The following is a 14,274-nucleotide window of genomic DNA, read 5'->3' as shown; positions in this document are numbered from 1 at the left end:
TTCAACGATAGCGGCTGGCCCCATCCCGCTGCTCTTTGCCGTCGCCTCGTCTAATCGCGCGGGCAATGGGACCTGCGCCTCCGGGGATGGCGGACGATTATCAACAACTTTAGATAAAAAGAGGATATATCGTGGACACAACTTCTGTCTGGCGCGCAACGGCGCCTAAAGCCGCTCTTCCATCCCTCCAGGGGGATATCGCTACCGATGTTGTGATCGTGGGCGGCGGCATCACCGGCGTCACACTCGCCTTGAATCTCGCCGAGCAAGGCATTCCGGCTGTATTGCTGGAGGCGCGCGACGTGGGCTTCGGCAGCACCGGCAACTCCACCGGCAACCTGTACGAGACCGTCAGCCGCGGCATACACCGCGTTGTCGACCGGTGGGACAAAGACGTCGCGCATGCGGTTACTGTAGCCCGCCGTGAAGCGGTCGATCAGATCGAGCACCGGGTACAGAAGTACGGAATCGGGTGCGGCTTCCGCCGTTGCGCGCTCTACCGCTATGCGTCCTCGGAGGAGGGGAAGGAGCGCGTGGAAAAGGAATACCAGGGCTCGCTTGATGCTGGATTGAGGGTGCGTTGGGAACCCTCCCTCCCCCCACCCGTCCACCCGCCACACGGACAGGTGATGGTCCTGGATAATCAGGCCCAGTTTCATCCACAGGCGTACGTGCGCGAGCTGGCCCGCCAGGCAGCGGGGCATGGCTGCCTTATCTTTGAAGATTCCATGGTTCTGGAAGTGGATACGGATCGGCGCGTGGTGCGCACCGCCCGCGGGAAGGTGAGTGCGAAGCATATCGTTCTCGCCACCCACTCACCGAAGGGCCTGCACCTGGTGCAGGCCGAAATGGTGGTGAACCGCGAGTATGGGCTCGCCACCCGCATCGAGAGGGATGGGTTTCCCGCCGGCATATTCTGGGGCAGCGGCGTCGACCGGATCTCGGCCCGCGAGCTGGGGGTCGATGATGAAACCTACCTGATCTGTGTCGGCGAGGAGCACAAGACCGGGCAGGAAGACGCCAACATCAACCTCGACCGGCTTGAAGCGGCCGCCGCTGCGCACTTTCAGGTGCGCGATATCGCATTTCGCTGGTCTGCCCAGAATTACGCCCCCGCTGACAGCCTGCCCTACATCGGCAAGGACGCTACCGGGTGCTTTATTGCGACCGGCTTTGAGACCGACGGGCTCACCTGGGGAACGGTTGCCGCATCCATTATCACGGACGAGATCATCGGCCGCGACAACCTGTTCGCACCGCTCGTCAAGCCAAGCCGCTTTTCACCGGTGAAAGGGGCGAAGGGCCTGGTGGAAGAGAACGTGGCGGTGTTGAAATCCTTCGTCAAGGATTACGTCACTGACCGGCCCGGGATTCCGTTATCGCAGCTCATGCCCGGCAAGGGCGACATCGTGAAAGTCGCCGGCGAGTCGCTGGCAGCCTACATGGACCCCAACGGCAACCTGTTGCTTGTCTCACCGGTCTGCACCCACATGAAGTGCAAGGTGCACTGGAACAGCGTCGAAAAAAGCTGGGATTGTCCCTGCCACGGGAGCCGCTTCGCGCCCGACGGGACTGTGATCGAGGGGCCTGCAACCGAGCCGCTGCAGCGCCATTTTCTGCAAGACGTCGAATAAGCCTGCGCGCCGGAGCACGCCCGGCATATAGGGACATCTCTATTACCGTCCGGGTCCCGCCCGATCCAGGTGGACACTGTTCTACCTGAGCCGATCGGCGGGGCCCGACCCTGTCTTCAACGGCGGAGCAGCGAGTTCGCCGCTCCGCTGCATGTCTTTCAGCGCCCGCAGCAGCATTTGCTCGAGCACTTTCGCGAAAGCCTGATTTTGGGGAAACGACTGCACCCCTTCCGGCACCGCCATGTTACCGATAGCGGTATGCACCGCGTGCTTGATGCCGCTCCACCTGGCAGATCTGCCTCCGGAGGTAAGGAATACCGACATCTCATAGGCGTCGGTAATGGTCTTGCCCAGCATCCACAGCGGGAGTCCCCTGCGAGCCGTTTCCACGGCAACCGTATCCGCGTCAGCGATATTGTTCAGCACAATCCTGATTTCTCCCTCGCCGCCCTCCTCCACCGGCAGTATCACGCCCGAATTCACCAGTATCCTGTTTGAATAGTCCTTAAGCGGCACGTCGCCCTTGGGGAAAGGCTCGCCGTTTCGCTGAAACTCGACCGCAAGATGCAGGCGCAGAGGCGCGGAGCGCGGCTGTATTTCCCTATAGCCGACTTGCGGATAAGAAGCGCCTAAAAATGACTTCACGGGCGGGCGTGCACCGCATCCCGCAAGCGCCACCAGAGTGATGCCGGCAACCAGCATCGGGGACAGGCCGAGATTCATTCATGCTCCTATAGATTTGCATCCTGCTTCAGAAGCAGGCGAAACAGGCGCGACAGACCCCTGACGGGCCAGGGGGCGTGAAGCTGGCGCAACAAAAATTCCCGCAGGGACGCCCGGCAGGTGCGAAAAAAGGCGGAATCAGGGCATAAACCAATCGCGCTGACGCCATGCCAGCACTTGAAGATTAGCCATTTATTCCGGATGCTGCAAGCCGAGGGGAAAATAGAGAGAAAACAGACCGGCAGGCACTGCATCCCATCGCTGGGAGCAGGCCAAAGGCGCGCAGTTTCAGCATTGAACGGCGGCGGATATTTTTTTCATGGCTCAAGGCCTGCCCGCCTTGGGCCATATATGGGGCACGAGGTGCAATATGATCAGCGCCAGGACCGTGCTTAGAACGGCAGAAGCCTCGCGCCCCAACCCCGCGGTGATGCCGATAGCCGCCGTCAGCCATAAGCCAGCCGCGGTCGTCAGCCCCTTTACGGTTGCCTCGCTTGCGCTTGTGCTTTTAAGGATGGTCCCGGCGCCCAGGAACCCGATACCCGTCACCACGCCCTGGATAATGCGGGACAAATCGGCATCGGACATGTGCATCTGCTGAGGAACGAGCACCAGAAGCGCGGCGCCGACCGCGACCAGCATATGCGTGCGCATGCCGGCCGCCTTGCCGCTGTGCTCCCGCTCCAACCCCAGCAAGGCCCCTAGCGCGGCAGCGATCACGAGCCGCAAGGCAACGCGTATGAACTCGGCCGTGGTCGGCAGATCTGAAAATTCTGCTGCCACAACTTCCCAGATTTCTTGCCACCCTTCGCTCATAGATACCTCGCTGTTCATATCCTCTCGACCGGACGGCTGCCAGACCTGACGCGATCCGACAATCCTGCGCCGAATAACTGCACCGTTCGGCATATCGTTTCCGCCGCTTGCGGTGCGCGCGACGTCCGGAAAAGTCCCTCACGTAGCGCCGCCCGTGACAGAGGCCTCGCCCCTGCAGTTTGCGCATTGTTCGGCTTGCTGACTATCTATTCTAGTCGCATCTCTGCCTCTTCACTGTCACGGCGTGTCCATTTTAGCTCACGCTTCATTTTATTGATGAGCTGCCGTTAACCGGAATAAGGCAAATTCCAGATCAACGCAAAGACAACTCGAAAGGGGAAAACAATGAAAGCCGGACTTGCATTCTTGATCGCCGTGCTCCCGCTGCTTGCGCCACTGCCTGCATTGGCGGGCGCGCCGGTAGACACGAATCAGGGCACCAGCTGGACTGCCGATACGCGCAAAGACTTCTACAGTCGCGATCAGGGTTCTCGCATCATGCCGTTACGCTGGATCGCTGCCCTGAAGCAGCCCAATGGCGAACCCTTCATGGCGGCAAGCCTCGGCCGCTATGGTTATCTGCTCAACGAGGAAAGCCGGCCCGCCGGGCTGCCGGTCGGCTTTACCGTCGCCGCCGGGAGCAATGGCCAGGAAATCGGCATGAATTGCTCTGCCTGCCATACCCGTCAGATCGAGGTCGATGGTATTCCCTATCGCATAGACGGCGGTCCCGGGATCGTCGACTTCCAGGGTTTCCTCGCCGATCTGGATCAGGCGGTCCATACGGTGCTTACGGATGCGCGGGCGTTTGCCGATTTCGCCCGCGCGGTGCTGGGGCCGTCGCCGACGCCCGATGAAAAAACAGAGTTACGCGCAGCGGTGCAGGCGTGGCACCTGCCCTATCATACCCTCATGAAGCGAGCCTTGCCGTCGCCCGCATGGGGCCCGGCAAGGCTGGACGCCGTGTCGATGATTTTCAATCGTCTCACCGGCCTCGATATCGGGCCGCCGCCCACTTACATGATTCCCGAGAATATCAAGCCCGCAACCGCCCCGGTCCGCTATCCATTCCTCTGGAACGCGGCGATTCAGGACAAGACTCAGTGGCCCGGCTTCGCGGACAACGGCAATAATATTCTGGGGCTGGCTCGTAATCTCGGGGAGGTTTACGGCGTGTTCGGCGTGTTTCATCCGAAAAAAGATTCCTGGCGACTGCTGGGCATCGATTACCTGCACCATAACTCCGCCAATTTCCAGGGCCTGCATGCGCTGGAGGATCTGGTGCGCAAGATCGGGGCACCCAAATGGCCATGGCAGATCGATCAAGCACTTGCCAGCAAAGGCAAGGAGATTTTTGCCCGCACGACCGCACAGGGCGGCTGTGCCGATTGTCATGCGATCCGCCCCGGCGAAACCCGCTTTTTCGACCAAAAAACCTGGGCGACACCCGTACAGGACGTAGGCACCGATTCGCGCGAATACAGCGTGCTCGGCTGGACGGTGAAGACGGGGGTGCTGGAAGGCGCTAAAATCCCGTTTCTCGATGAACCGCTCAAACCCGTCGATACCGCGTTCAACGTGCTGGGAACAGCGGTAATCGGCTCCATTCTCCAGCACTATGTGCCGGTATTGATGCAAGCGGAGGGTCAGCGCCAGACAACGGGCGCACTCAAAGATGCGCCATCGCCCTTTCCGCCGGAAACAGCATCGCTAAAAGGCGCTTTCAGGGTACCCGCGGCAGTGGCAAAGGGAACGCCTTCGTATGCCTATGAAGCGCGCGTGCTTGAGGGCATCTGGGCCGCAGCTCCGTATCTGCATAATGGCTCGGTGCCAACACTGGCCGAGCTACTGAAACCGGCAGCCGAACGCGTCAGTTCGTTCAAGATCGGGCCGGCCTACGACCTGGTCAATGTTGGCCTCGCCGCCGAACAGACCAGGTTCGACTATACCTTGCAAACCACGGACTGCAGCGACCGCAATTCGGGAAACAGCCGCTGCGGCCATGAATTCGGCACTACCCTTTCGCCGGAAGAGAAAAAAGCGTTGCTCGAATATCTCAAGACCCTTTAGTCTTGCAGCCCTCGGCAGCTTCCGGCGCTCTCACGCGCCAGGAGCTGCCCCCATTTACCCTTCGATTTTTTCGGTCTGGACAGGCGTTTGACTGCGGATCCGTTATCCCCTGTTGCATCTCATACTGCAGCAAGCATTACGAACTGCATGACAGCGCCGAGCATCCCGCCTTGTGGCGTGCCCATTCAGGGCGCTTCTCCGCCAGTTCGTCATGCTCGGGTTGCTCGTCATACGGATTGCGCAACACATTCATGAGTCGTTCAATTACCGTCGCGTCGTCCCTTTCCAGCGCCTCGATCGCCTGCTGCGCTAGATAGTTGCGCAGCACATACTTGGGGTTGGCGCGACTCATACGCTGATAACGCACATCCCTTGACTCCGGGCCCGGCCCATCCCGCCGGTCCAGACGGGTGCGGGCGACATAACGGCGCAGCCAGGAGGCGAGCCGCGCCAGGTGCTCGGGTGCAAAAGCCTGCGCCTCATCATAGAACGCCCGCCGCAGCATGCCTGCCAGGGCGACTTCGCCGCCTGCACTGTCGATCGTTTCAAATGAGCTATCCAGGGGAATGTTCATCAGGCCGCGGAAAAAAAGCGTCATGTCCGTTTCCACCTGCTGCAGCAATTCGAACATGTCGGACAGCAAGGCGTCATCCCCTTCCTGCCCCAGTGAGACCAGCCCGAGCTTGTCCGCAAGCATGCCACGCCAGGCTTGCTCGAAGGTTTCGGCAAAAACCGCCAGTCCTCGCTCCAGTTCCACATCATCGTTGATCAGTGGGGCAAGCGCGTTCCCAAGCCGGACAAGATTCCATTGCGCAATTCCCGGCTGGTTTCCAAAGCAGTAACGTCTTCCCTGTGCGTCCGTGGTATTAGGCGTCCAATGCAGATCGAATCCCTCCAGCCAGCCATAGGGGCCATAGTCGATCGTGAGGCCCAATATCGACATGTTGTCGGTATTCATCACGCCATGGACAAAGCCGACTCGCATCCAATGCGCGATCAGCGTCCCCGTGCGGCCGCAGATTTCTTCGAACCAGCGCGCATACACAGATTGGTCGGGCGACGACGACGGCAAAACGGATGCGGCAACGGAAGCTGCGGCGGGACCAGGCAGGCGCAATTCGGGAAAGTATTCAGCGATTACAAAGTCGGCGAGCCTTTTGAGCAGCTCCAGCTCCCCGTGGGCGGAAAATATCTCGAAATTGCCGAAACGAACGAATGAAGGGGCGACCCGGCACACGACCGCGCCCGGTTCGGCCTGGGGATTACCATTGTAAAACATGTCCCGCACCACGGCGTCTCCGGTCGCGACCAGACTCAACGCCCGTGTAGTAGGTACGCCGAGGTAGTGCATGGCTTCGCTGCAGAGAAATTCCCTCACCGAAGAGCGCAATACCGCCCGGCCGTCGGCGGTACGAGAGTACGGCGTTCTGCCTGCGCCCTTGAGCTGCAACTCGCGGCGAATACCGTCGGGACCGAGCACTTCCCCAAGAGTCATCGCCCGCCCATCCCCGAGCTGGCCCGCCCAATGGCCGAACTGATGTCCGCCGTAGCGCGCGGCGTAGGGCTCCATGCCGGGTAGAATGCGATTGCCGGCCAAGACCTGGGCCTCCGGTCCAGTAGCCGAGAGCGGACGCGCGATGCCCAGCATTTCCCCCACCGGATCCGACCAGGCGAGCAGCCTTGGCGCGTTCACGGGCGTGGGCTCCACGCGTGTATAACAGGCGTCTCTCACCTGCCGCGAACCGTTGCGCGTCTCCGGATCTCCCGGCAACTCCCGGACGAAGCGGTTGTCGAATTTGAGATCGTTCAGGGCGACGAGCTTGGCCGCAGGAGCGGGAGGAGTGCTAGGCTGAAGGTTGCTCTGGCTCATTTGTTTTCATGATGAGAATGGAACGCAATAGTTGACACTCATAATTGATGAAAATTCAAACAGAGACGTATAGGAAGCAGAGGAAGCCGCATGCCCAAACTCTCGGACTATGTAAAAATGGCGGCGGACGAGTATGCGCGGGAACACGGAGACAGCGAACCCGGCGCGCGCTGGGTCGCGGACTTCTTTCATGAGTGCGGGGTACAGGACGAGTACCCTCGACAGGACCTGGTGGCCTTCGCACAGATGGTGCAAAAAGAGTTAATCAAGAAAAACGAACAAGCCGCCAAGAAAGCCCGCATCGAACTGGATAAGCTGGACAAGATGATCCACCGGCTGAAGTTGCCGCGCAAATCCTGATACTTTGCTCTGATTAAGGCAAGTTTGTCCAGGTTCCGCACCCATAGAGAGTGTCGCAACGAGATCGCGCTCTCGAACTGGCGCCTCTACGCCGAATCGCCGAATGCCTGATCGCGCTTTTTGCCCCTCGGCAAAGACACTACTACATATCCCAGTTCCTCACGCGATTCGACCAATCCTGAAGAACTACTGGGGGGGCGGAGGCGGGCTGCCCGGCGGCGGGGGAGGAGGCATGGAACTGGATGAAGAAGGCTGCGATGGCGAGTCGTATCCCCGGTTTGCGCCGCTGTCCAGGATCTGGCCGGAAACCGGCACCCGATGACCTTTGCCGTACATGCACTGGGTGTACCCGATGTCATAGCGTTGCTGCCGGATATCTCCCGAGGCCCTGGAGGTGCCCGATCCCATCAGGGTGCCTCCCAACAGGCCGCTGCCTGCTCCTATCGCTGCGCCGCTTGCCCCTCCGAATGCCGCGCCGGCCGCGGCGCCCACCGCGGTGCCAAGGGCCGCAGTTCCCGCCCCGCTCAATATCGCGGCCCGGTTGGGCGTCATTTCCTGCACTTGTTCAAGCGCATACTGCTTGCAGTACACATCGTCGGTGCGAAACTGGTCGAAGGACTTGCCCGAGCCAGGCAACGCCATGATGCTTGGACCGCTCGGTATGGTTGCGCAGGAGGCCAGCAGCAAGACCAGCAAAATGGGGGCTACTCGCTGGAAGGCTACTCGATGGGAAGCTGCTTTAAGCGTGGATGACATGATTATCCCTTGTTTATTGATCTGCCGGCTGGGGCGCGACCTGCATCCAGCCTCCTGGGCATTTCTTCACGTAGGGGTAGTACCCGTCCGGATTCCTGCAATAATACCAATAATTGGCCGGTTTCTGGGGTGGGTTTGGAGGCCGCGCCTCCTCCCGTTGAATATAAACGGGGGGGGTGACGGGCACCGTGACCACAGGTGGGTAATATGGGGCGCCGAAGCCGAAACCATAGCCTCCATATCCCCCATATCCGCGATAGCCGCCGTAATACCCCGGGCCAAAGCCATACCCGAGGCCCCAGCCGTATCCGCCATAGCCCCCATATCCGCCATAGCCCCCATAACCCCAGCCGGGATAGAAGCCGCCTATGCCATAAAAGCCCACGCTCGTATGGTGATGATGCCCCCCGTGGTGGTGCCCCCCATGGTGGTGCCCCCCGTGGTGCCCGCCCCCATCGTGGCCGCCGTGGTGCCCGCCGCCACCTCCGTGGCCGCCATCGTGCCCCCCGCCCCCTCCATCACCGCCGTGCCCGTCTGCCCATGTGGACCCCGCAGAGAACAGTCCGAGCATGGAAAGGATGAGGCATGCTGATTTAATCGTCACATAGACTCCTGTTCCCGTCAGCGCATTCGTAACTTACAATGGTGCCTGAGATGGCTTGTTACAGGCCGCGCTTGCATAGATTGGATCCCGCCAGATCCTGCCATCGGTATCCTTCGCTTCGTTTAACTAACCCCAAAACCGATCCAGCTTCATGCCTGATCCACGATTCGAACCCGGTTTGCATCGCTACGCCAGACTATGACTTTGGCTTGATTTTGCGGAAAAAGTTCGAATTTCAGGCTGAAGTGTGATATTAAATCCAATCGACCAAAACCCGGAGCAAACGAGACCACATGTACATGGCCCAACTCTTGCTGCCGCTGTGGAGCAACCGCGGTGAGCGCTTTTCGAAGGCGCTGTTCGAGCAGGTTCGGGAAGAACTTGTGAAACAGTTTGGCGGACTAACCGCTTATACCCGCACCCCTGCGAGCGGGGTATGGCAGGAGAAGGATGGGGGCACCGTTCACGATGAGATTATCGTGTATGAAGTCATGGTGGAGAATCTGGACGAGACCTGGTGGAACAGCTACCGCAAACAACTTGAAAAGCGGTTCAGGCAGGACGAGCTGGTGATACGGGCCCACGAGATCCGCGTCCTATAATTGCGATTTTAGGTGAACTGTTTATTGTGAAGTTTTACCGGCAAGCATTTACCTTAGGAGAGCCTTATGATCACTTCTTCGATGACCTCTTCGCCGAGGACCTCTTCACTATTCGATAAATATTCCGCGATCCGCGGCCGGACGCTGGGCTTGATCGAGCCGCTGCTTGACGAGGATTGTTGCGTTCAGTCGATGCCGGAAACCAGTCCGGTCAAGTGGCACCTCGGCCATGTGGCCTGGTTCTTTGAAACTTTTGTGCTGCAGCACTATGAGCAGGGGTTCAAGCCTTATCACCCGGCTTTCTGCGCCATGTTCAGTTCCTACAACAAATCGGGTCAAACCCATCCAGACCCCAAGCGGGGGCTCTTCACCAGGCCCTCCCTGTCCGAAACGCGCGATTACTGCCGCAACGTGGACGAACGGATGGCGCAGGTCCTAAATCAGGGCGGCCAGGCAGGCCAGGCAGGCCAGCAAGGCAAGGAGGCGGCCAGGGATAAAATGCTGGGCATGCTGACGGTCCTGGGCATGCACCACGAGCAACAACATCAGGAACTTATCCTCGCCGACATCAAGCATCTTCTCTCCCAAAGTCCGCTCAATGTCTCCTATGCAAGGTCCAGACCAGCATGGACAGCGGCTCGGGTGGCCCCTTCCCCCGCTCCCCATGCGCTGGAGTGGCGCAGGTTCGAAGGCGGTCTGGTGGAGATTGGCTACGACGGCGATGGATTCAGCTACGACAACGAATCCCCGCGGCACAGGCAATTCCTGGAACCCTATCAGCTTGCTTCACGCCTCGTTACCAACGGCGAGTATCTCGAATTCATGAATGCCGGAGGGTATAAAGACCCTAGTTTCTGGCTTTCGGAGGGCTGGGACTGGATGAAGGCCCACGAACAGCGGCATCCGCTTTACTGGCGGGGCGAGGACGGCGGATGGCGGGAATTCACGCTTGCCGGGCTGATCCCGCTGGATCCGAACCTGCCCGTGATCCACATTTCCTTGTTCGAGGCTGACGCCTATGCCCGCTGGGCCGGCGCGCGGCTGCCGAGCGAAGCCGAATGGGAGCATGCCGCATCGCAACAGGAAATAGACGGATGTTTCGCCGACAACGATCGCTTTCATCCCTGCCCGGCTGCCACGGCTCGCCCTGATGCGGGCGCGGGCCCCCGCCTGGACCAGCTGTACGGGGACGCGTGGGAATGGACGCAGTCGAGTTATTCCCCCTATCCGGGTTACAACCCCGCCAAGCCCAACGAAAACGAACCGATGTCGGTGGTCTGGGATGAAGCGGTGGGTGAATACAACAGCCGGTCCATGGTGAACCAGTATGTACTGCGGGGCGGGTCCTGCCTTATTCCCCGCGAGCGCATTCGCGCCAGTTTCCGCAACTTCTTGCCCGCCAGCACCTGCTGGCAGCTGTCGGGCATTCGCCTGGCGCGCAATGTAGCGATGTAGCAAAATAACGCCATCGGTTCAGTGTTGTCCTGGCAGGGATCTGGCGCCGAAAGGGAACCGCAAGCCGCCACCCGGCCGGCCTGGGGCGGCAACCTCCGGTCCCTCGCCCGAGAGGGCTTGACGTCCGTCGCGACCCGCGGAAACTATTTCCGCGGCGCCTTCGTCGCCCGAATCACGTCGCGGGCGGCAAGCCCCGCGGCCAGCGCGACAAATACCGCGAACAGCGATTTTCCCGAGAGGCGCTTTTCGAAGCCGGGCGTGAAGCGTTTAGGGACCAGATAATAGTCGGTAACATAAGCGGCCGCGGTCACCGCTGCCGCATCCAGGATGGGCTCGAGCATGGGCCTGGCTTGTGACGCGATATTCGATGAATCATGGAGCGGACCTTCGTTCCAATTCGTCGGGTGGAGGGCACCCTGGTCCGCGCGGCTCTCACCTCTCCCCAGCAGCTTCTCGTAAAATAAAGCCCAGAATATCGCCGAGGCATGATTCAGCAAGAAGCCGGTAAGCGTGTATTTCAGCGATGGCTTATCCTGATGTGCCGCTTCGTCGCCCCATATGATGTGACTGGTGGCGTTGAGGGGCGCGGCATAATGATCGTCTTCGCGCTTTCCCGCCAGCGACGCGGCCGCCGCAGCGGCTAGCCCGCCGACCGTTCCTGAAATCACGGCTCGCCCGAGTACGGTCCGCGAACCATCATGTGAATCAGGTTTTCCTGGTAATGAGCGTTTCATGCTGATCTCCTTACAAAGTGGTTAATGCCCGGTTGCTGCTCAATTGCTCCTCAATCACGGTTTTTCCAGACGATCCAAATCTTCTGCAAGTGCAGAAGCCTGGTTGAAGGCACGTTCTACCGCATGGATGCATCCCGGTCTCGTGGGAGCGCCAGTTCCGGCGTGCGATCCGGCTGCGGCTGCAGCCGAGCGGGAGACAAGCGCGGCTGGGTCACGACGTGCCGCTCCTGCGGATTTACGAAATGTATGTCCAGCTCGCGGAAGCGCTCGAGAATCCGCTGGTTAAAGGCCCGCTGCACTGGCCACCGCCCCTTGTCCAGCGTGCGTATCTGCCCGAGCACCGTGATCATCGCGCCATCAACCTGATCCACGCCCCAGATTTCCAGGTCCGCCAGAATAAGGTCTTTGAGTTGAGGATCGGCGCGCATTTCTTCGCCCACGCCACGGATAGCGGCAAACACCCGATCGACGTCCGAGTCCGCCTTGACACTGACGCGGACCGAAGCATTGCCAAGCCCGCGATTGGTATTGGTCACGGTGGAAACTGAACTGAACGGCACAACGTGGAGAGAGCCGTCCGGCGCGCGCAGCCGGACGGTCCTGATCGACAGATATTCCACCGACCCGGAAACGTCTGCGACGGTGATGAAATCCCCGACCTGGATGGCATTTTCCATCAGCAGAAAAATACCGGTGATGAAATCCTGCACCAGTTTTTGCGAGCCAAAGCCCAGCGCGACGCCAATGATGCTGGCCCCAGCCAAAAGGGGCCCGATGTTGATGCCCAGCTGGTGCAGCGCCGCGAGCAGCACGACCATTCCGATGACGAAGAACAGACAGGCGCGCAGCATCGGCACCAGTGTCCGCAGGCGCGCAGCCCGCGCAATGTCGCCCTCCTCCGACCATAGCTCGATACGGTTGCATACCGCTTTGTTCAGCGCTTCCCACGCCGCCAGCGCCAGCATGCAGGTGACTGCGATGGTGACAAGCGCTGAAGCCAGGCGTCGGCCGATGGAGCCTTCCTCGAACCATGAATGCGTATCCACGCCCCACACCTGCAACAGCAGGATTAACGCGACGATGCCGATTATCGACGAGACCGCGCGATACACCAGCATGTGATAGGTGGTTTTGGGCGCCGCCTCCGGCTCCAGCTCGCCCGGCGGTCGCTGTCCGAGTTGCTGCTGCATATTCTCCCGGTTGCTGATGAAGGCGCGGTCAATCGCCCCCAGGACGAAGATCGATACCAGACTGGCTACGACGATGACCGCGGCCGACCAGCCAAATACATGAAGCACGTGCTGAAAACCGTTTTCGGTTCCGGCCGACCACAGCAGCCAGGCCGCGGCGATCAGAAAGGTCGCGACAAAAAGCCAGCTATCGGCCAGCATGCCGCGCAACCCGGACACATCATGACCGTCGCCGGCCCTGCCGCGAATGGCGGCCGCAGTCGCCTCCCGGCTGCGAAAAATCATGATCAGCAGCATCACGTGCACGGCGAGCGCCACCAGTTTCGTCAGCGTGTCATGAGTGTTTTGCGTTGCGCCGGTTTCCAGGGAGATGTCCGCGATAGCGGTGCCGAACACCGCGACGACGACGACCCATCGCAGCCAGCGATACAGGAAAGCCGCCACCCCATCGCTGATGTGCATCAGCCGCAGCCCTTGGCCCAAGGGTGACGCCATGAGCTGAATCACGCTCAGCACGAAGCGTGTGGTTGCATAAGCGCTGACGGCCACAAGGGTCGGGCCGTAAAAAGGTGCGGAGCGGCCGCCGGCCGCGTTCAGCAGTACGATCGCCACCACGAAAAAGACCACCAGCGGAATGAGTCCCAGCACCCAGTGGGCGAACGCGAAAGGGAGCCGTCGCAACAGCCTCCAGTGACGGTCGGCGGCGCGGGTCTCGGGCACAGCTTCGGCACGATGCCGACCTTCCGGCGCCGCGGTGCGGGCGGATTCTATTTTTTTCTGGTCGATGGCTGCCTTCCGGGCCGCTGCCCGATTCTCGACCAGTTTGCGTAGCCGCGCGAGCACTCGTCGCGCCAGCCACTCGGCCAGCAGGGCTCCGGCCAGCGTCAGGATCACCTGCCACAGGGCATCCAGCACGACGGCGCGGCGTTCCGGCACCCCCAGGTTATACTGCCACCATTCGCCGACCGTTTTCACCTCCAGAAACATGCGCCCGGTCAACCGCAGTTGATCCACAACCACATCCAGCCGCGTCGCGATCAGGTCGAATACCTGTGCCACCAGTCCATTCTCGGTCAACTGGATCGGCAGCGGCGCCTGCTCTCCTGTCGATGGGCTCCCCGCGGCACGTGGCGGCGACGTAGCGGGAGCGCTGGCCGGGGCGATGGCTGTGGCTTGGGCGATCGCGGCAAGTGTTTCTTCGAGCTCCGTGCGCTTCTTTTCGTCCTGAAGAATCGAAAGCGCGCGCTGGGCCTGTGCTGGCGTGACGGGTGGCGGGGACGCGGAAATTTCCCCACCGGTCCCCTTGGTGACTTCCTTCGTGACTTCGTTTGCAAGCGCGTCAGGGGGCGTCACTATGGCGAGTGAAAATGCCAATGAAAACGGAGCCAGAATCGCGGCAAAAAGGTTCATTCGAGAAAACATGGGCAACTGGAGAAGAGGGGAATACCTGCACGGGCAGC

Annotated in this window: 12 protein-coding genes; 5 read left to right on the top strand and 7 right to left on the bottom strand. The window is 60.5% G+C overall.

Annotated elements, in window-relative coordinates; translation table 11 throughout:
- Positions 1-131 precede the first annotated feature (131 nt).
- Positions 132-1,634 carry an FAD-dependent oxidoreductase gene (locus C8R31_RS05225; protein WP_107693010.1) on the top strand — a complete coding sequence of 501 codons (1,503 nt, stop codon included), beginning with the start codon at positions 132-134 and terminating at the stop codon, positions 1,632-1,634.
- Positions 1,635-1,715: 81 nt separating this feature from the next.
- Here C8R31_RS05225 and C8R31_RS05220 read toward each other — a convergent pair whose 3' ends face one another.
- Both C8R31_RS05220 and C8R31_RS05215 read right to left on the bottom strand, forming a co-directional pair.
- Positions 1,716-2,357, bottom strand: coding sequence for a hypothetical protein (locus C8R31_RS05220; protein WP_107693009.1), 642 nt, complete (start codon positions 2,355-2,357; stop codon positions 1,716-1,718).
- A gap of 324 nt (positions 2,358-2,681) precedes the next feature.
- A complete protein-coding gene (locus C8R31_RS05215) occupies positions 2,682-3,266 on the bottom strand; it encodes an MgtC/SapB family protein (protein WP_258192555.1) in 585 nt (194 codons plus the stop codon).
- 252 nt (positions 3,267-3,518) lie between these two features.
- Here C8R31_RS05215 and C8R31_RS05210 point away from each other — a divergent pair, with 252 nt between their 5' ends.
- Positions 3,519-5,243, top strand: coding sequence for a di-heme-cytochrome C peroxidase (locus C8R31_RS05210; RefSeq protein WP_219907455.1), 1,725 nt, complete (start codon positions 3,519-3,521; stop codon positions 5,241-5,243).
- A gap of 136 nt (positions 5,244-5,379) precedes the next feature.
- Here the strand turns inward: C8R31_RS05210 and C8R31_RS05205 are convergent, their stop codons facing one another.
- A complete protein-coding gene (locus C8R31_RS05205; protein ID WP_107693008.1) occupies positions 5,380-7,113 on the bottom strand; it encodes a YdiU family protein in 1,734 nt (577 codons plus the stop codon).
- 90 nt (positions 7,114-7,203) lie between these two features.
- On the opposite strand from C8R31_RS05205, the gene C8R31_RS05200 reads away from it, so the two are divergent.
- The gene (locus C8R31_RS05200) at positions 7,204-7,473 is read left to right on the top strand and encodes a hypothetical protein (protein WP_107693007.1); all 270 of its coding nucleotides are present in this window, start codon (positions 7,204-7,206) and stop codon (positions 7,471-7,473) included.
- Positions 7,474-7,659: 186 nt separating this feature from the next.
- Here the strand turns inward: C8R31_RS05200 and C8R31_RS05195 are convergent, their stop codons facing one another.
- Positions 7,660-8,229, bottom strand: coding sequence for a glycine zipper family protein (locus tag C8R31_RS05195; protein WP_107693006.1), 570 nt, complete (start codon positions 8,227-8,229; stop codon positions 7,660-7,662).
- Between the two features lie 13 nt (positions 8,230-8,242).
- Positions 8,243-8,833 (bottom strand): hypothetical protein, encoded by a 591-nt coding sequence (locus C8R31_RS05190; protein WP_258192554.1) that lies wholly within the window; start codon positions 8,831-8,833, stop codon positions 8,243-8,245.
- A 293-nt stretch (positions 8,834-9,126) separates the two neighbouring features.
- Between C8R31_RS05190 and C8R31_RS05185 the strand changes: the two genes are divergently transcribed.
- Both C8R31_RS05185 and egtB read left to right on the top strand, forming a co-directional pair.
- Entirely contained in the window at positions 9,127-9,435 is a 309-nt protein-coding gene (locus C8R31_RS05185; protein WP_107693004.1) for a hypothetical protein, read from the top strand.
- A gap of 66 nt (positions 9,436-9,501) precedes the next feature.
- Complete coding sequence (gene egtB, locus C8R31_RS05180) at positions 9,502-10,890, top strand: ergothioneine biosynthesis protein EgtB (protein WP_107693003.1); 1,389 nt, start codon at positions 9,502-9,504, stop codon at positions 10,888-10,890.
- 143 nt (positions 10,891-11,033) lie between these two features.
- On the opposite strand, the gene C8R31_RS05175 is transcribed toward egtB, so the two are convergent.
- Both C8R31_RS05175 and C8R31_RS05170 read right to left on the bottom strand, forming a co-directional pair.
- The gene (locus C8R31_RS05175) at positions 11,034-11,624 is read right to left on the bottom strand and encodes a hypothetical protein (protein ID WP_107693002.1); all 591 of its coding nucleotides are present in this window, start codon (positions 11,622-11,624) and stop codon (positions 11,034-11,036) included.
- A gap of 116 nt (positions 11,625-11,740) precedes the next feature.
- Positions 11,741-14,224 (bottom strand): mechanosensitive ion channel domain-containing protein, encoded by a 2,484-nt coding sequence (locus C8R31_RS05170; protein ID WP_181320444.1) that lies wholly within the window; start codon positions 14,222-14,224, stop codon positions 11,741-11,743.
- Positions 14,225-14,274 lie beyond the last annotated feature (50 nt).

The sequence above is a fragment of the Nitrosospira sp. Nsp2 genome, from assembly GCF_003050965.1.
Lineage (GTDB): Bacteria > Pseudomonadota > Gammaproteobacteria > Burkholderiales > Nitrosomonadaceae > Nitrosospira.
This window is presented reverse-complemented; position numbering and strand designations above follow the sequence as displayed.